At 66.7% G+C, this 16,866-nt stretch carries 15 protein-coding genes; 5 read left to right on the forward strand and 10 right to left on the reverse strand.

The window, feature by feature from the left end:
• Positions 1 to 13: 13 nt before the first annotated feature.
• Positions 14 to 940, forward strand: a complete 927-nt coding sequence (locus HH308_RS05330) for a 4-(cytidine 5'-diphospho)-2-C-methyl-D-erythritol kinase (RefSeq protein WP_170193143.1) — start codon at positions 14 to 16, stop codon at positions 938 to 940.
• On the opposite strand, the gene HH308_RS05335 is transcribed toward HH308_RS05330, so the two are convergent.
• A complete protein-coding gene (locus HH308_RS05335) occupies positions 906 to 1,664 on the reverse strand; it encodes an alpha/beta fold hydrolase (protein WP_170193212.1) in 759 nt (252 codons plus the stop codon). The genes HH308_RS05330 and HH308_RS05335 overlap by 35 nt on opposite strands.
• Positions 1,665 to 1,739: 75 nt before the next feature.
• On the opposite strand from HH308_RS05335, the gene HH308_RS30105 reads away from it, so the two are divergent.
• The 3 genes from HH308_RS30105 (at position 1,740) to HH308_RS05345 (ending at position 4,979) form a co-directional block, all read left to right on the forward strand.
• Entirely contained in the window at positions 1,740 to 1,865 is a 126-nt protein-coding gene (locus tag HH308_RS30105) for a hypothetical protein (protein WP_281362931.1), read from the forward strand.
• Entirely contained in the window at positions 1,862 to 3,673 is a 1,812-nt protein-coding gene (locus HH308_RS05340) for an ABC-F family ATP-binding cassette domain-containing protein (protein ID WP_170193144.1), read from the forward strand. Before HH308_RS30105 ends, HH308_RS05340 begins: the two co-directional genes overlap by 4 nt.
• A gap of 1,090 nt (positions 3,674 to 4,763) precedes the next feature.
• Complete coding sequence (locus HH308_RS05345; RefSeq protein WP_211188191.1) at positions 4,764 to 4,979, forward strand: hypothetical protein; 216 nt, start codon at positions 4,764 to 4,766, stop codon at positions 4,977 to 4,979.
• Here the strand turns inward: HH308_RS05345 and HH308_RS05350 are convergent.
• Positions 4,961 to 6,538 (reverse strand): ATP-binding cassette domain-containing protein, encoded by a 1,578-nt coding sequence (locus HH308_RS05350; RefSeq protein WP_170193145.1) that lies wholly within the window; start codon positions 6,536 to 6,538, stop codon positions 4,961 to 4,963. The two genes, HH308_RS05345 and HH308_RS05350, sit on opposite strands and share 19 nt — an antisense overlap.
• A gap of 191 nt (positions 6,539 to 6,729) precedes the next feature.
• On the opposite strand from HH308_RS05350, the gene HH308_RS05355 reads away from it, so the two are divergent.
• Complete coding sequence (locus tag HH308_RS05355; protein ID WP_170193146.1) at positions 6,730 to 7,131, forward strand: hypothetical protein; 402 nt, start codon at positions 6,730 to 6,732, stop codon at positions 7,129 to 7,131.
• 87 nt (positions 7,132 to 7,218) lie between these two features.
• Here HH308_RS05355 and HH308_RS05360 read toward each other — a convergent pair whose 3' ends face one another.
• The 8 genes from HH308_RS05360 to HH308_RS05395 form a co-directional block, all read right to left on the reverse strand.
• A complete protein-coding gene (locus tag HH308_RS05360; RefSeq protein ID WP_170193147.1) occupies positions 7,219 to 7,914 on the reverse strand; it encodes a transporter in 696 nt (231 codons plus the stop codon).
• A 128-nt stretch (positions 7,915 to 8,042) separates the two neighbouring features.
• Positions 8,043 to 8,405: a hotdog domain-containing protein gene (locus HH308_RS05365; RefSeq protein ID WP_170193148.1), complete on the reverse strand. Its 363-nt coding sequence runs from the start codon at positions 8,403 to 8,405 to the stop codon at positions 8,043 to 8,045.
• Positions 8,402 to 10,096 (reverse strand): flavin-containing monooxygenase, encoded by a 1,695-nt coding sequence (locus HH308_RS05370; protein ID WP_170193149.1) that lies wholly within the window; start codon positions 10,094 to 10,096, stop codon positions 8,402 to 8,404. Before HH308_RS05370 ends, HH308_RS05365 begins: the two co-directional genes overlap by 4 nt.
• 119 nt (positions 10,097 to 10,215) lie before the next feature.
• The gene (locus HH308_RS05375) at positions 10,216 to 11,667 is read right to left on the reverse strand and encodes an aldehyde dehydrogenase family protein (protein WP_170193150.1); all 1,452 of its coding nucleotides are present in this window, start codon (positions 11,665 to 11,667) and stop codon (positions 10,216 to 10,218) included.
• Between the two features lie 266 nt (positions 11,668 to 11,933).
• Entirely contained in the window at positions 11,934 to 13,040 is a 1,107-nt protein-coding gene (locus HH308_RS05380) for a Zn-dependent alcohol dehydrogenase (RefSeq protein WP_170193151.1), read from the reverse strand.
• Positions 13,037 to 13,846 carry an enoyl-CoA hydratase/isomerase family protein gene (locus HH308_RS05385; protein WP_170193152.1) on the reverse strand — a complete coding sequence of 270 codons (810 nt, stop codon included), beginning with the start codon at positions 13,844 to 13,846 and terminating at the stop codon, positions 13,037 to 13,039. Before HH308_RS05385 ends, HH308_RS05380 begins: the two co-directional genes overlap by 4 nt.
• Entirely contained in the window at positions 13,843 to 15,435 is a 1,593-nt protein-coding gene (locus HH308_RS05390; protein ID WP_170193153.1) for an AMP-binding protein, read from the reverse strand. The genes HH308_RS05385 and HH308_RS05390 overlap by 4 nt, the downstream gene beginning before the upstream one ends.
• Complete coding sequence (locus tag HH308_RS05395) at positions 15,432 to 16,847, reverse strand: APC family permease (protein ID WP_170193154.1); 1,416 nt, start codon at positions 16,845 to 16,847, stop codon at positions 15,432 to 15,434. The genes HH308_RS05390 and HH308_RS05395 overlap by 4 nt, the downstream gene beginning before the upstream one ends.
• Positions 16,848 to 16,866 lie beyond the last annotated feature (19 nt).

The following is a 16,866-nucleotide window of genomic DNA, read 5'->3' on the forward strand; positions in this document are numbered from 1 at the left end:
ACGCTGTATTTCCGTGCCTCACTCCCTCTCGGCGGTCCCGACCGCGATCACCGTGCACGCACCGTCGAAGGTGAATCTCTACCTGCGCGTCGGCGAGCTGCGCGACGACGGCTATCACGATTTGACGACCGTCTTTCAGGCGTTGTCGCTCGGCGACGACGTCAGCGTTGTGCACGCCGAGGAACTCACCGTCACGACGACGGGCGAGGGTGCCAACAACGTCCCCGACGACCCCACCAACCTGGCCGCCAGAGCCGCGATCGAGCTGGCCGCGTGGGCCGGACGTGATCCGAGCGCCGCGATCACCATCCTCAAACAGATCCCCGTCGCTGGCGGTATGGCGGGTGGCAGCGCCGATGCCGCGGGCGCACTCGTCGCCCTCGCTCAGTTGTGGAAGCTCGACATCGACCGCGACACGCTGGCCACCATCGCGGCGAAACTCGGCTCGGATGTTCCGTTCGGACTCCACGGCGCGACGGCGCTGGGCACCGGGCGCGGTGAACAGTTGATCCCCGTGCTCTCCCGCGGACAGTTCCACTGGGTGCTGGCACTTGCCCGCGAAGGACTCTCGACACCGGCCGTCTACCGGGAACTCGATCGGCTGCGCGCCGCCCGGGAAGGTGCGCACGACGAACCGCTGCCGCCCGACGATCTCCTCCAGGCGCTCGCCGCGGGTACCGCTGCGCGCGTTGCGGCGTTGCTGCACAACGACTTACAGCCGGCCGCGTTGTCCCTGCAACCCACCCTGCGTCGAACACTGCGGGCCGGCGTGGACGCCGGAGCACTGTCGGGCGTCGTGTCCGGGTCCGGTCCGACATGTGCCTTCCTGTGTGCCGACGAGGAGTCGGCGATCAACGTGGCCGCGGAATTGTCGGGTGCGGGAGTGGCGCGCGGAGTGCGGATCGCTACCGGTCCGGTACCGGGTGCGCGGGTGGTGTAGACGCTGCGCGCTCGTCGTCCAGCTTCGACGCCTCGTCGTCGATGAACCGACCCACCAATGCGGGCTGAATCAGTGGAAACAGGTGGCTCGCGGAATCGACGACGGTCAGTCGTGCATCGTGCGCCGCGGCGACGAACCGCCGCTCGTCCAGCCGGAACGGGTCCTGGGCACCGTTGAGGAACTCCGTCGGGCCCGCGTAGTCACCGATGGCGGCCAACGCGTCGAACGCGGCGAGCCCGTTGACCACGTCGCGGATGGAATGCAGGGCCAGCCCACCGGCCTCCATATCCGCTGACACACCGCGTCCGACGGCCAGCCGGGTGAGGAATTTGCTGATCGCGGCCGCCTCCTTCGGCAGGAAGCGCGTCGCGGCGCCGAAGACGCGGAACGGCGCAGCGAGCAGCGGAGTGGGCTGCGTGGTCGCGCACATCACGACGAGCCCGGCGACCGCGTTCGAGTCGCGCGCGCCGGTCGCCATCGCCACGTACCCGCCGAGGGACATGCCGGCGACCAGGGCGCGGCCGCCGACGTCGTCGATGGCGTCGAGCACGGCGTCGACCGCTCCGTCCATCGTGAAGGTCTCGCAACTACGGGTGCCGTGACCGGGGAGATCGGGACAGCGGGTCTCGCGGTCGGTGATCGATGCCGCGATGCGATGCAGCGCCGCGCCACTCACGCGCAGGCCGTGCACGAGTATCACCGGCAACGGTTCGGGTGGCGACATCGGTTCGCGGGCAGACCTCGACGCGTGGTCGGACGCGTGGTCGGCGGTCATGCGCTGCGTTGGTATCGTCTAGCAGTGCCTGTATCGAGCGAGCGTCGCCAATTGGAGTGCGCCGTGCTGAGCGAGTCGAAGTGCGCCGTGCTGAGCGAGCGTCGCCAGTTGGAGTGCGCCGTGCTGAGCGAGCGCAGCGAGTCGAAGTGACCGCTTCCAACGCCGTACTGATCAATGCGGAGAAGATCAGCAAGAGTTTCGGCATCAAACCGCTGCTCGACGACGTCAGTGTCGGTATCCATTCCGGTCAACGTATCGGCGTTGTGGGTCTAAACGGTGGCGGCAAGACGACATTGTTGGAAATTCTGTCCGGCATCGTCGAGCCCGACGACGGGCGTGTTTCCCGTGCGGGCGGTGCCCGCGTCGTGACGGTCACTCAGCGCGGCGAACTGCCGCCGGAGGCGACGGTCGCCGACGTCGTCGTCGGACAGTTGGGTCTGGCCGAGCACGAGTGGGCCGGCGATGCGCGCATCCGAGGCGTTCTGGCCGGTATCGGCGTCGACGGACTGCTGCATGCCCGCGTCGATGAGCTGTCCGGCGGGCAACGACGCCGCGCGGCGCTGGCCGCGGCACTGGTGTCCGACGCGGACCTGCTGATCCTCGACGAGCCGACCAACCATCTCGACGTCGAAGGCGTGCAGTGGCTAGCGGAGCATCTCGTGTCGCGGCCGAGTGCGCTGGTGGTCGTGACGCACGATCGCTGGTTCCTCGATACCGTCGCGCAGCGTACCTGGGAGGTGCACTCGGGTCGCGTCGACGAGTACGACGGCGGCTACAACGACTGGGTGTTCGCCCGCGCCGAGCGTGCCCGGCTCGCCGATGCCGCCGAGGAACGTCGACGCAATCTCGCGCGTAAGGAATTGGCGTGGCTGCGACGCGGTCCGCCGGCGCGAACCTCCAAGCCGCGCTACCGAATCGAGGCCGCGGAGAAACTCATCGCCGACGTTCCGCCGCCGCGGGACAGCGTCACCCTGAGCGCGTTCGCGAAGCGTCGACTCGGCCGGGTCGCGATCGAATTGGAGAACGCCCACATCGAGACGCCGCCCGGCGTCGACGGAGTGACGACGGTGCTCCTCGACGACTTGACCTGGCGGTTGGCGCCGGGTGAACGAATCGGCCTGGTCGGAGTGAACGGTTCGGGCAAGACGACGCTGTTGCGTGCGCTCGCCGGCGAGGTGCCGGTCGCGCCGGGGCGTCGTATCGAAGGCAAGACCGTCTCGCTGGGGTGGCTGAAGCAGGAGCTCGACGACCTCGACGAGGACCAGCGCGTGCTCGACGCCGTGGAGGCGGTTGCGGGCCATATCACGTTGGGCGACAAGGAGTTGTCGGCGAGTCAGCTCGCCGAACGCCTCGGCTTCTCGCCGGCGCGGCAGCGCACCCCGGTGAGTGACCTGTCCGGCGGTGAGCGACGTCGGCTGCAGTTGACTCGGGTGCTGATGGCCGAGCCGAATGTGTTGCTCCTCGACGAGCCGACCAACGATCTCGACATCGACACCCTTCAGCAGCTGGAGGATCTGCTCGACGGTTGGGCCGGGACGCTCGTGGTGATCAGCCACGATCGCTATCTCATCGAGCGGATCTGCGACACCACCTGGGCCTTGTTCGGCGACGCTACGTTGACCAACCTGCCCGGCGGCATCGAGCAGTACCTGACCAAGCGCGCGCAACTGGTGGCGTCGGCGGGTTCGGCGAAGACGGCGAAAACCACTGCGGCACAGAACGAACCGGTGAAGGTCACGGATGCCGCCGCCCACCATCAGGCACGCAAGACGATGAACCGGCTCGAGCGCCAGATCGAGAAGCTGACCGCTCGTGAAGAGAAACTGCACACCGAATTGGCCGCTGCCGCAACGGATCAGAGCAAGTTGATGACGCTCGACGCGGAACTTCGGCAGGTCGTCGCCGACAAGGACGAGGCCGAAGCACAGTGGCTCGAAGCCGCGGAACTGTTGGAGTGAGTGGGGTCGGAGCGTTAGCGAAGGCCATCGGTTCTGCTGGTTGAGCCGGGTTTCACCGGTCGGGGCACTGCATCTGCTGGTTGAGCCGCGAGGAGCGCTAGCGCGCCGTACTGAGCGAGGCGCTAGCCGAGTCGAAGTGACGAGCGTGTCGAAACCTCTGTACCACAATGCATTTGATGGTGGCGCACGTGTCGAACTGTGGTGGTATCGAACATTGAGGCGTGTGCACCCGTAGGGTGCACACGCGTCACTTGCCGGGTGTCATCGTCGATGTTGGCGCGCATCATCGAAAGTCGTTGTGGCTGAGAGGTTTCGACACGGACTCGGCTAGCGCCTCGTCCGGCTCAACCAGCAGAGGGGCGCTTCGGTCGGCCGGTGGATCCAGGTTGAGCAGGTCCGACCGCTCGTCGCCAACGCTCCTCACGGCTCAACCAGCGGAAGGGTCCACCATCGGTGAATCCTGGTTGAGCCGGGCCGGAGCGTTAGCGAAGACCATCCACTCCGCTGGTTGAGCCGGGCCGGAGCGTTAGCGAAGACCCGTGTCGAAACCACGCAACCCGCAGCTCTCAGCGAGCCAAACGCTCAGCGGCAGTGGGGAACTCGTCTCACGGTGGTTTCGATACGGGCGCGGCTCGCTGCGCTTACTTCGACTCGCTGCGCTCGCTCAGCACGGCTCGTCGAGCCCGGCTCAACCAGCGGACTAAAGCGTCTCGCTCAGCACGGCGCGTCGAGCCCGGCTTTGCGAATTGATTACCGCCGTTGACCCCGATTACCGCAGTCGGAGGGGTACATCGTCTGAGGTCGCCGGCCCCTCGTTACACCGAAGCTCGCGAGCTCGCTTCGGCACTCGGGGAGCGGAGGGGTCGGGTCTCGATCCGTTTTTCCCGGTGGGCTTTCGTCTCGCTGGCCCCTCGTTACACCGAAGCTCGCGAGCTCGCTTCGGCACTCGGGGAGCGGAGGGGTCGGGTCGCGATCCCGGTCTTCCTTCGGGGAGCGGAGGGGTCGGGTTGCGATATCTGGTTTCCGTGTTGGGCTTTCGTCTCACCGGCCCCGGGCCTGCTGCAACGGAGACCGCGCCGTCGGCGTCCGGATGGGCGTGACCATCAGCGCCGCTGACTACGCACGCATCGCGGTGACGGCTCCGTTCATCGTCGGCCGGGTCGTCGCGGTGATCCTCGCCGAACGAAGCCCGCGGCTACGACCGGGGGTCGATCGATATGTCACCCGGCTGGTGCGCAAGCGGTTGGCCACCTATGGCAACCCCGAATTCCGTACCGACGCAGCGCATTACACACCGGCGGCCTGATCGGTTTCGTTCTCGTCGACATCGAGTGTCACCGTTCGCGAGACGCCCACTCGTGCGACGAAACTCTCATCGTGGGAGACCAGGACGATTGCTCCCGTCCAGTCGCGCAGCGCGGCTGCCAATTGCTCGACGGTGTCGAGGTCGAGATTGTTCGTCGGTTCGTCGAGAACGAGCAGCTCGGCCGGCGTCGAACCGGCCAACCCGATCGCCAGCGCGACGCGTAGGCGTTCACCTCCCGACAGCGTCGACAGTTGCTGCTTGGATCGCTCGCCGCGGAACAGCATCCGCGCCAACGCGCAGTGCACTTCGACCGGCGTCAACTCGGGGTGGGCGTCGGACATCGCCTGCGCGATGGACCGCTCCTCGGCATCGAACGTGATCAACTGTGGCACAAAGCAATACCGAACTCTGATGGCGGCGTCGTCGATGAGTCGGTGCAGCAGCGTCGTCTTGCCGGAGCCGTTGGCGCCCGCGATGCGGATCCGCTCGGGTCCGTTCACCGGGAGTCGATCGTCGACGACGATCTCCCGACGGGTCACCGTCGTGGCGTGCGGCAGGACGAATTTCGCCGTGAGATCTTTGCGGACGTCAGCGGAAACGTCGTGCAGACGTTCCCGGGCGGCGTCGACGTCGGCGCGCACCTCGGTGCGCAGTTTGCCCGCCGACACCTGGGCCGCCTGCTTGCGTCCGTGCGCGATGATCTTAGGCACCCGCTTCTCGGCTTCGGCCTTGCGGCCCATCTGCGCGCGATGCGCCAATTTCGTTTGCGCATCGGCCATTTCACGTTTCTGCCTACGCAGATCATTCGACGCGGTGACCACCGCGGCGGCCGCGGTCTCCTGCTCGGCGGCGAGGGCCTCCCGATACAGCGAGTACGGACCGCCGAAGCTACGGAGCCGGCCGCGGTAGAGCTCGACGGTGTGCTCGACCCGATCGAGCAGCTCGAGGTCGTGGCTGACGAGGAGTACCGATCCGGAAAAGCGATCGATCGCGTCGAACAGCAGTCCGCGGGCACGTCGGTCGAGATTGTTCGTCGGTTCGTCGAGGATCAGCACCGTCGGACGGCTCAGCAACTGCGCGGCGACGGCGAGAAGTGTCGCCTCACCGCCGGAGATGTTCCCGACCGGGCGGTCGAGTTCGAGGTCGCCGAGCCCGATTGCCGAAATCTCTGCGCGTGCAAGGGATTCCACGTCCCAGTCATCGCCGACGACGGTGTAGTCGTCGGCGTCGACCGAGCCGTTCTCGATCCGGTGCAACGCCGCGATCTTGTCGGCGACGCGCAGAACGTCGGCGACGGTGCGGTGGGGATCGGCCTGTGGATGCTGATCGACGAGTCCGACAGTGCCGGGCACGCCGACGGAACCCGACTGCGGCGTCAGCCGTCCCGCGACGAGGTTGAGCAGGGTGGTCTTGCCGGCACCGTTGGCACCGACGAGTGAAGTCACACCCGCGGGGAGGATTGCGGACAGATCGGTGAACACGACGGTGCCGTCGGGCCAGGAAAAGTCGACGGCGGACAGCGTGACGGACGAATCCGCCGAGAAAGAATTGATAGACATGAGTGACTCCACAGAGATTGATCCGAAGGTGCCGTCGGCTCAGCGCGAGACGCGTGGCGCGGCGGGGTGGACAATCTCAGTCATTCATATCGGGCGATCAACTCCTCGGTGGGGGACAAGAACGGCGACAACGTTAACTCGTCTCAGGAAATCTGGCAAGTGTGTTCGGTGAGCTCGTCTACTATCGACGAATGGGGCTCTTGGCGTGGCTGACTCGTGATGCACACACCGAACGAGACGAGTTCGAAGACGAAGAAATAGTTGAATTCGCCAGTGCGCGTGGAACATTGACCTACCGCAACTACCGAGATCCGCGACAGGCGGCGCATTTCCAAAAGATGGCCGCGGTCTGGTTGGTGGCGATGACGCGTCGTCGTCTCGTGATCCGATTCGGCAGGAGGACCTTCGTCGATCTCGACTGGACCGACCCGCGCGTCGCGAACCTGTCGGTCAGCGTCGACGACGGCGGGAAGTTCCTCGTGGTCTACCGGGCGGAGAAGCTGCGCAACGACGCTCGGGGCACGGTTGAGATCCGCGTCAAAACCGACGACGCCGAGCGACTGGTAGAGGCGTTCGAGGCGTTGCGCGTCTAGGTGGTGTCTGTCTGTCTGGGCTCACACCTGCCGCGACAGCCCCAACGACTGAGTCCGTTCGGGCTGTCGCCATTGTCGGGTCGCCGCTCAGGCGCCGGCCAGCACGTTCTTGTGTGACTCCTCGGCGTCGACGCGCTGGTTGTCTGCGTCGAATGCGCGGTAGGCGCGGTAGTAGGCGAACAGCTGCAAGCCCCAGGTCGCCAGCGCCAGGATGTAGAAGATGGTGTGCGCCTCGTCATCACCCGGGATGTGCACGAAGTCGTACATCGATGCGATGACGAACCCCAACGCGGTCGCGATGCCGACCCAGATCGCGTGGGCGCGCTCGTTGATCTCCCACAGCCGCTTGGCGAAGTAGATCAGGAACAACGTGGTAGCCACGTTCACGACGATGTAGAAAATCTTGCCGGGCGCGCCGAGCTGCTCGGCGTACTCAGCGAGGACGTAGCCGAATACAGCGGCGAGCGCGAAGGCGCCGATCTCGACCGTGAGTGACGGCTTGTATCGGTGCGTCACCTTCATCAGTCCCAGGACCAGAATCAGCGTGATGCCGATCGATCGAGAGAAAGCGTCGAGGAAGTAGGCCAGCGTGTACATCGGGCTGTCGTAGCCGGCCTTGAGGACGCTGAAGACGAGGAAGTTGGTCCCCGACGTCGCGATGATCATCCATTCGAGGCCGAGCAGCCAGTTCTTGTAGTTGCGAATGAACTTGATGCCGTAGGTGAAACCTACCGCGATCATCCAGACGTCTGCGGCGACGAACAGGAGTTCTTTGATGGACATGGAATGTCTCCTGGTTGAGGTGAAGCGATTAGTTGGGTTGGGGAATCTTGTGCACGGTGACTCGGATGGGTGGGCGAGTGCGTCAGAGCCCTAGGCGAGGTGTAGTCGCGGTGCCCGTCGCGCGGACGTCAGGCCGGGATGACGCCGGTGCCGCGAGCGCGCACGGCGAGGATGGGAGTGTCGAGCAAGGCCGACCGACCGGTGTCGTCAGACCCGCGGCAGACCACGCGCAGCTCGAAATCGACTGTGCGACTACGGTTTCCCTTGCGCGCCAAAGTTGCTTGCGCCTCCACCACGTCGCCGCCGCGGATCGGCGCGAGGAATTCGACCGACTCGTATCCGGCGAAAAGTCCTTCGTGGCCGTCGGTTTCGATCGACAGGTTGGTGCCGACGTCGCCGAACAGCTTGAGCGCGTAGGCGCCGTCGACGAGGTTGCCCGCGTAGTGCGCGTCGGAGAAGGCGACATAGCGGCGATGGATGACGGTGCTCATGAGATCTCCTGGTGGATCGGGCCGAGATTGCGTGCGGTGGCTTCACCGTCGAATGCGATGCCGGGGTAGCCGCGCTTGGCGATCTCGGTGCACATCCGGCGGTACTTGCCGACGCCGCCCACGTAACCCATGAAAGTGTTCGCCTTTCCAGTGACGTTGGAGCCGCGGTACCAGGAGTCGGTGGTGGCGTAGAGCGTCGGCGCGACAGTCTCTTCGGTGATGGCCACCCAGTCGTCTTCGGCTTCGACGGTCGCCTGCACGAGGGTCGCCCGTTCGTCGCGGGCGTGCTCGATCAGGTCGGCGATCCAGTCGACCGACTGCTCGATGCTCATCACCACGTTGCTGGCCAGGGCCGGGCTCTGCGGGCCGGCGACCATGAAGAAGTTGGGGAAGTCGGCGGTCATCATGCCGAGGTAGGTGTGCACGCCGTCGTGCCAGGTGTCCTGTAGCTTGCGGCCGGACGCGCCGGTGAGGTTGAGACCGTAGAGCGGCCCGGTGAAAGCGTCGAAGCCGATCGCGAGTACTACTGCGTCAGCGTAGTAGGCATGCTCGGAGGTCACGATGCAGTCGTCGGTCATGGTTTCGATCGGCTCGTCGCGCAGCGAGACCAGTGACACGTTGGGTCGGTTGAAGGTCTCGTAGTAGTCGGTGCCGAAGCAACTGCGTTTGGCGCCCAGCGGGTGGTACTTGGGGACGAGGAGTTCGGCGGTTGCCGCGTCAGTCACGATGCCGCGGATCTTTTCGTGGATGAACTCCGACGCCGTGCGGTTGGCGTCGATGTCGAGCAGCAGGTCGGCGAATTCGCCGCCGACGCCATTGAATCCGCTGCGCTCGTACGCTTCCTCGTAGCGGCGGGCGCGTTCGGAGTCGTCGACGTCGAAGGCGTTGTCGGTGACCACGTAGTCGGGGATGCCGCCGAGCGAATGCCTGCACTCCTCCCGAATCGCCGCGTAGTTGCTTTTCACGGCGTCGACGGTGTCGTCGGGCAGCGCGGAGTTGCGGGCCGGCATCACGTAGTTCGGTGTGCGCTGGAATACGGTGACGTGTTCAGCGACCTCGGCGATCAGCGGAATTGCTTGAACGCCAGACGATCCGGTGCCGATGACGGCGACCCGCTTGCCGGTGAGGTCGTTGAGGTCGATGTTCCACCGGCTGGTGGACACCCGCAGGCCGGTGAAGTTGGTCAGGCCCGGGACGTCGAAGTCTTTCGGCGTCGATAGCCCGCCCGCTCCAGAGATGAGGTAGCGGGCGCGGCGTGTCTCACCGGTGGACAGCGACACCTCCCAGAGCCGGTCGTCGGCGTTCCAGGTCGCTGCGGTGACGCGCGTGTTGAAGGTGAAGTGTCGACGCAGGTCGAAGCGGTCAGCGACGTGGTTGATGTAGCGCAGGATCTCTGCCTGCGGGGCGAATCGCTGGCTCCAGGTCCACTCTTGCTGCAGCTGCTCATCGAACGAATAGGAGTAGTAGATGCTCTCGACGTCGCAGCGGGCTCCGGGGTAGGTGTTCCAGAACCAGGTGCCGCCGACGGAGGGCCCGGCCTCGAATCCGGCGAAGCTCCAATTGGCTGAACCGTCTCCGGTGGCTTCGTTCGCCCGGGTGAGTCGGTGTGCGAGATACAGGCCGGAGAAACCGGCTCCGACGACGATGACGTCGACAGTCGTGGTGTCGTCGTCGGTAGTGGTGTTGGTCATGGGAAGTGCTCTTTCACTCGCGAGAATATTGTCGATCAGCTGTCATGATCAAACGTCTCGATCAATTGACTAAGAAAAACGATAAGGGGTGACCCCACTCACAGTCAAGGGGAATCCGCTTACATCGGCAGGTCAGGCGAGTCGACGCCGACCACGCGATCGCCGCAGAAGACACGCACGGATTCGGCGGGACCGTGTCCGCCGATGCCCGCAGATCCCCAGAAGCTCTGCGCGGAGTCGTCACCGAGGTCGACGAGTTTGGCGCCGTTCACCCGCACCTCACCGGAGCGGATCTGGGCGCCGACCTCGATGGCGTGGTTCAAGTCGGTACCGAATACGTAGGCGTCGAGGCCGGACGGGTTGGCGTTGGCGGCGCGCAAGGCGTCCGCATCGGAGTCCACCGAGTGCAGGCTGACAACCGGGCCGAACAGTTCGGCGGTCGCCTCCGACGCGTCCAAGCCGGCCGCCACGGTGGGCGAGAGGAAGAAGCCGTCGAGGTCGGGTGTCGTCGCCGGCTGGTGAATCGTCGCACCCTTGGCCCGCAACTCAGCGATGCGGCTCTGCAGCGTCGCGTAGTGCGCCGCATTGGAAATCGGACCCACGTCGGAATCCTCGTCAAGCGAGTGGCCGATGCGCAGGGCGGCGATCCGGTCGATCAATGCCTGCGTCAGCGGCTCGATCAAATCCTTGTGCGCCAACACCTTTCCCGGTCCCTCACACCATTGACCGTTGATCTTGGTCAGGCCGTCGACGATGCCGTCGGCGGCCACGTCGACGTCCGCGTCGGCCAGCACCAACACGGGATTGTTGCCACCGAGCTCGAGTTGCAGCACCTTGAAGTCCTCGGCCGCGGCGCGTGCGATCGCCCGTCCGGCATTCGGTCCGCCGGTGAACGACACCACCTTCACGCGGGGGTCGCCGGTGATCGCGGCGCCGACGTCGCCGCCGCCGTGGACCAGCTGCAAAGCGCCGGGTTCGAGACCGGCCTCGACGAAGCATTCGACGACGATCTGGGCACTGCTCGGCGCATGCTCGGACGGTTTGAGGATCACCGGGCAGCCGGCCGCCAATGCGCTGGCGACCTTTGCGGCCGGAATGAAGCTCGGGCCGTTCCACGGCGTGAGGATCGCGGCGGGCCCCCACGGCACCTTGTAGAGCCGCACGTCGCGGCCGCCGGCCCGCAGGGCGGTGCGCCGCGGCAGTGCGCGGAGTTCGGCGGCCGCGGCGCGGATTCGATGCGGTAGGAACTCGGCGACCTTGCGCGCGTTGGCAATCGGGACGCCGCTGGTGAGCGCGTCGGTGCGGGCGATGTCTTCGACGCGCTTGGCCGCGATGTCGGCGGCGCGCTCGATCGTCTCGGCACGTTCCTCGGTCGCCGCGTCGTCCCAGCGATCGAAGCCATAGGACTGCTCGGCATAGGCGAGTGCCCGCTCGATGTCGGTGGCCGACGTCGTGACGCCCGCGTGGACCGGGAGGCCGGTATTGGGGTCGAGGTTGGGGGCGTCGTCGACGGTGACGCAGGGCGTCCACTCGTCGGCGATGTAGTTGACGGGTAGGGGGAGGGTGGTCATTAGTCGTCCTTTCTGGTTGGTGTCCGGTCGTCGAGATCGGTTGTGCCACAGTTTGTGTCGTCGGGTCACCAGGGTTTCGACACGGACCTCGGCTTGCGCCTCGGCCCGGCTCAACCGGCGGAGGGGGTGGTTGGGTTGCGTGGTTTCGACACGGACCTCGGCTTGCGCCTCGGCCCGGCTCAACCGGCGGAGGGGCCTCGGTCCGGCTCAACCGGCGGAGGGGCCTCGGTCCGGCTCAACCGGCGGAGGGGCGTCGTCGGTCCTGCTCAACCGGCGGAGGCGGTGGTCAGGTCGGCCACGATTCGGGTCACGTCGCCGGACTTCATTGCTTCGAAGCCCTCGTTGATCTGGCTGAAGGGCACCACGTCGGTGACCATCTCGTCGAGTAGGAGGCGGCCCTGCTGGTACAGCCGGGCGAACTGGGTGATGTCCTCGTGCGCTTGGCCCGACCCCATGTATGAACCGACCACGCGCTTCTCGCCGAAGAAGAAGTCGGCGGCAGGCAGGGTGAGATCGGTGCCGTCGGGCGCGATGCCGACCAGGCAGGCCGTCCCGGTAGCGCGCAGCGACGCGAACGCGGTCGCCGCGGTGCGGGCCGATCCGACTGCTTCGAAGGCGTAGTCGACGCCGTCGCCCAGCAACGCGCGAATCTCGGCGGGGACGTCGAACGCACCGTTGACGACGTGCGTCGCACCGTAGGTCTTGGCCGCGGTGAGCCGCGCGTCGTCGAGGTCGACGGCGACGATGGCCGATGCGCCGGCGAGTCGGGCGCCCTGGATGATCGCCGAGCCGACTCCGCCGCAGCCGATCACCGCGACCGTCGAACCCGGACGGACCTGCGCCCCGCGGAACACCGCGCCGACCCCGGTGATCACACAGCACGACAACAGGCAGCCGACGTGCAGTCCGACGTCGTCGGGCATGGTGACCAGCGAGTTCTCCCGCATCAGGATGTGCCGGGAGAACGCCCCGACGTCGCCGAGCCGGTGGATCGGGCGCCCGTCGGCGAAGGAGAATGCGGGTCGTCGACGCTGCCTCAGCTGTCCGACGCGGGTGCACTGCGTCGGGTGCCCCGCCGCGCAGTTGCGGCATCGACCGCAGGACGGGGTGAGTGCGCCGACCACTCGGTCGCCGGGCTTGAAGTCGGTGACCGCGGTGCCGATCGCCTCGACGATTCCGGCGACCTCGTGGCCGACGACCACCGGCAGGTCCGAGTGAACGGTGCCGGTCATGTAGTGCAGGTCGCTGTGGCACAGACCGACATTGGTGACCGCGACACGGACCTCGGAGGGTTCGGGGTCGTCGACGACGATGTCGGTGAGCACGAGCGGTTCGTTGACCGCGTTCAGTACGGCGGCTTGGGTGGTGATCATGTTGTCTTCCCTTCAATGAGTGAGGTGGTCGCGGCGGTCTTCGAGGCCCAGAAGCCGGTGACGCCGTCGGTGAAAGCGCCGCAGTCCCAGGCGTGTTCGGCTGCTGAGTCTTCGCGGGCGAAGGCGGCCTCGACGTCGGCCAGTGCCGGGCGTAGCAGCTCCAGATGCAGTGCGGTAATCCTCGGGTCCCAATTCCATTGCCCGACAATTTCTTTCGCCCGATCGACGAGTCGATCGGCGGGCACCACCTCGTCGAGCAGTCCGATCCGCAGCGCGTCGTCGGCGTCGATTCGGTTGGAGCCGAGCACTATTCGCATCGCGTGGCTGCGGACAAGGCGTTCGAGCAACAGGCTCGACGCGTTCGAGATGATGATTCCGCGATGATTCTCGGGCTGGAAGTAGGTGGTGTTCGGGGTGCCGATGCGGGCGTCGCAGCAGAGGGTGATCTCCGACGCGCCGCCGACGGCAAGACCGTTGACCGCGGCGATCACCGGAACGGTCGTCTGCAGAATCGCACGGGTGATGTCGTGGAAGGTGCGCACCGCCTCGTGCATTTCGGCAAATGTGGTGGGGACCGAGGCCAGGTCCTCGCCCGCGGAGAAGGCGCGGCCGGTGCCGGTCAGAATGATGCCGCGGACGATGTCGTCGCTACCGAATTCGCGGATCGCCGCGGCCAGCCGACGTCGGGTCTCGACGTCCATCGCGTTGAGCTTGTCCGGACGGTTCAGGGTGAGAACCGCGACTGGAATATCCCCCGTCGCTGCGCTCGCGCGGATGAGGTCGACGTCCAGGTAGTTATGCGTCATGTGCGTTCCGATCGCCGGGAGGGCCGAAGGTCGTAGGTGACTCCCGGCCGCTCTGCGGCACGGGCTTTCAGGGCGGGTTTGGCGATACGTTCGGACGGGGTCCGGGGGAAGTCCGCGACGAACTCGACGTAGCGGGGCACCTTGAAGCGGGCCAGCTGAGTGCTCGCGCGGGCGACGATCGCCTCGGCGGTGCCGCGGTCGGCGTCGACGCCGGAGGCGAGTTGGATGAACGCCTTGACTTCCTCACCGAACAGCTCGTCGTCGACGCCGACGACGGCACCGGCCACGACCGCGTCGTCGCGTTCGAGGATGCGTTCCACCTCGGCGCTGGCGATGTTCTCGCCGCCGCGGCGCACCATGTCTTTGAGTCGGCCGACGAGGCGGAGACTGTCACCGTCGCGTTGCGCGACGTCGCCGGTGTGCAACCAGCCGTCGCGCAGGACGTCGGCGGTGGCGTCGGGTCGATTCCAGTAGCCGAGCATCATCGGTCGGCCAGAAGTGATCAACTCACCAGACCTGCCGTCGGCGACGTCGGTCCCGTCGGCGTCGACGATGCGGACGTTCTTGGTGGGCACCGGGCGGCCGAGGCGGCCGCTGCCGACGTCGGAGTCGGACAGACTGACGAGGTCGACGCCGCTTTCGGTCATGCCGAAGATCTCCCGCCAGGGCGTTCCCCAACGTCGTTCCAACTCGGCATGCAGCGCTACCGGAATCGCCGAGCACAGGACCAGGCGCAGTCGGTTATCGCGATCGGCGGGGTCGGGCGGCTGTTTGAACAGCAGCGTGGGCATCGAGCCGAGCACGTAGCAGAAGGTTGCGCCGTGCCGGCGGACGTCGGCCATGAAACCCGACGCCGAGAACCGTCGCAGCACCACCAACGGCGCGCCGATAGTGAGACACAGCGCGGTGTTCCACTGCGGATCCATGTAGGAGAATGGCTGCGAGGTGAGCACCACGTCGTCGGGGCCGAGGTCTGCGGCCGCCGCACACACCCACCCCAGTCGCGTCCAGTAGTCCTGGGTCAGCATGCACGCCTTGGGGAATCCCGTTGTCCCGGAGGTGTATTGGAGGTTGGCGAGGGTGTCGCCGGTAACGGTGACCGACGGCGCCGTCGCGGCGGGCAGGTGCTCGAGCGTGTCGACGTCGACGACTCGCACGCCGCTGAGGTCGTCGGCGCTGTCGCGGACCTCGTCGACCAGCGGCCGGTGCTCGGCGTCGGTGAGGATCACCCGCGCCCCGGAGTCGCGCAGGACGAACTCGAGGTCCGCGCGCTGGTAGGAGGAGTTCACCGGTACCGAGACCGCGCCGGCCTTTCCGATGGCGAGCCAGGCGATGGGCCACTGCACGACGTTGGGCAGCATGATCGCGACCCGATCGCCGGGGGCGACGCCGTCGACGTCGATCAGCCGATTCGCCAGCCGCGACGTCCGGTCCTCGACCTCGCCGAAGGTCCACGACCCGTCGTCGAAGCGGAGGAACTCGCGGTCGGGGTGTTCGGCGGCGCGGGCGGCCAGAAGTCCGGTCAGCGTCGGGATCGGCGGCGCGACGGCGAGGCGGGCGTCGCGGTCGAGTAGATCGCCGGCGTTCATGCGGGGACCGCGGTCGGGGTGGCGGTGGCACGACGTCGGCGCCGGGTGACCACGCAGAACACGGTGCCGAGCGCGACGATCGCGGGGGCGATGGCGATCGCCACGGCAGCGGGACTCAGCACGACGGTGAAGGCGACCCAGCCGATGCCCAGGATGCCGACCACACACGCGAGGGCCACCAGCGGCTTGCGTTGCCCGAGTCGGCGATTCAGAGCGATGGCGCCGAGGCAGACCAGCACGTACGGAACCACCCAGACCAGTGTCATCAACGTCGCCAACAGGGTGTAGGCGACGATGAGGCTGCCGGTTGCGAGGGTCAGCGTGAGGATCAACGCGGCTCCGAGGGCGGCCATGATGACGATTGCCCGGCTGGGGCTGTGGTACCGCTCGTGGATCTTCGTGAAGGTCGCGGGCAACAGTGCGTCGTCGGCGATGGCCATCGTGCAGCGGGAGGCGTAGTTGATCATGCCGATCAAGCCGGCGAACGCCGCGACCGCCAGCACCACGTCAGTTGCCGAGGCGATGGTGGCACCCAGGCCGGCGTTGATCGCCAACGCGGCGGGCGCGGATTCTCCCGCGGCCAGTCGATCCTGGGTGGCGATCAGGCCGGGGACTTCGGCGATGGTGCAGACGACGTAGAGCACACCGAGGACGATCGGGCCGGCCATGACGGCCAGCGGAACCGCTCGATGCGGGTCTTTGGTCTCCGTCGCCATCGCGGTGCAGCTCTCGAATCCGATCAGCCATGCCGCGCCGGTCGCGACGCCGAGCAGAATGCCGCTCACCTGGCCGGACGCCAAGTGGAACTGACCGCCCAGGTTCAGGTGGGTGTGCAGTGCGCTGGCGCCGACGATCAACGCGACCAGGGGAATCGACACGAGCGCCAAGCCGACCGCCGCGCGCACCGAGGTATCGGCACCGCGGTAGGCGACGACGGTGGCGATCACGATCGCCGCGACCGCCGAACCCGCCTGGACGAGCAGGCCCGCGGTGCCCGTGACTCCGTGGGAGGCGAAGAAGCTGCCGACGAACAATCCGACGCAGGACGAGATCGCGGCGATCTGAATGGCGTAGCCGGTGAGCAGGGCGCCGGCGCTGAGCAGTCGCGCCCACGGGCCGAATACCTCGCCGACGTAGGAGTAGATGGACCCGGCGGCGACGTAACGTCGGGCGAAGGTGATCACCGCGACGCCGACGCAGCTCATGAGCACCGCGGTCAGCACCGTCGAGAAGACAGCGCTGGGTCCGGCTGCGCTCACCATCAGCATCGGCAGCAGAGCCATGCCGAGGGCGGGCATGAAGGTGGACAGCGACAGCGACACCAGTGCGGTCTGGCTGAGGTGGCCGCCTTCGAGGTGTGCGTCGTCGGGGGTGGCGGCGGTCTGAGCCGTCACGGATTCTGTTGAGGTCATGGCACTCTCACTCGTTCTC

This window comes from Gordonia asplenii (genome assembly GCF_012933505.1).
In the GTDB taxonomy this organism is placed as follows: Bacteria; Actinomycetota; Actinomycetes; order Mycobacteriales; family Mycobacteriaceae; genus Gordonia; species Gordonia asplenii.

What these genes read in the sequence shown, in the direction of transcription:
- HH308_RS05335 (WP_170193212.1), bottom strand. Translation starts at nt 1,664, where the DNA reads ATGTCGCCACCCGAACCGTTGCCGGTGATACTCGTGCACGGCCTGCGC.
- HH308_RS05345 (WP_211188191.1), top strand. Translation starts at nt 4,764, where the DNA reads ATGGGCGTGACCATCAGCGCCGCTGACTACGCACGCATCGCGGTGACG.
- HH308_RS05350 (WP_170193145.1), bottom strand. Translation starts at nt 6,538, where the DNA reads ATGTCTATCAATTCTTTCTCGGCGGATTCGTCCGTCACGCTGTCCGCC.
- HH308_RS05355 (WP_170193146.1), top strand. Translation starts at nt 6,730, where the DNA reads ATGGGGCTCTTGGCGTGGCTGACTCGTGATGCACACACCGAACGAGAC.
- HH308_RS05360 (WP_170193147.1), bottom strand. Translation starts at nt 7,914, where the DNA reads ATGTCCATCAAAGAACTCCTGTTCGTCGCCGCAGACGTCTGGATGATC.
- HH308_RS05365 (WP_170193148.1), bottom strand. Translation starts at nt 8,405, where the DNA reads ATGAGCACCGTCATCCATCGCCGCTATGTCGCCTTCTCCGACGCGCAC.
- HH308_RS05370 (WP_170193149.1), bottom strand. Translation starts at nt 10,096, where the DNA reads ATGACCAACACCACTACCGACGACGACACCACGACTGTCGACGTCATC.
- HH308_RS05375 (WP_170193150.1), bottom strand. Translation starts at nt 11,667, where the DNA reads ATGACCACCCTCCCCCTACCCGTCAACTACATCGCCGACGAGTGGACG.
- HH308_RS05380 (WP_170193151.1), bottom strand. Translation starts at nt 13,040, where the DNA reads ATGATCACCACCCAAGCCGCCGTACTGAACGCGGTCAACGAACCGCTC.
- HH308_RS05385 (WP_170193152.1), bottom strand. Translation starts at nt 13,846, where the DNA reads ATGACGCATAACTACCTGGACGTCGACCTCATCCGCGCGAGCGCAGCG.
- HH308_RS05390 (WP_170193153.1), bottom strand. Translation starts at nt 15,435, where the DNA reads ATGAACGCCGGCGATCTACTCGACCGCGACGCCCGCCTCGCCGTCGCG.
- HH308_RS05395 (WP_170193154.1), bottom strand. Translation starts at nt 16,847, where the DNA reads ATGACCTCAACAGAATCCGTGACGGCTCAGACCGCCGCCACCCCCGAC.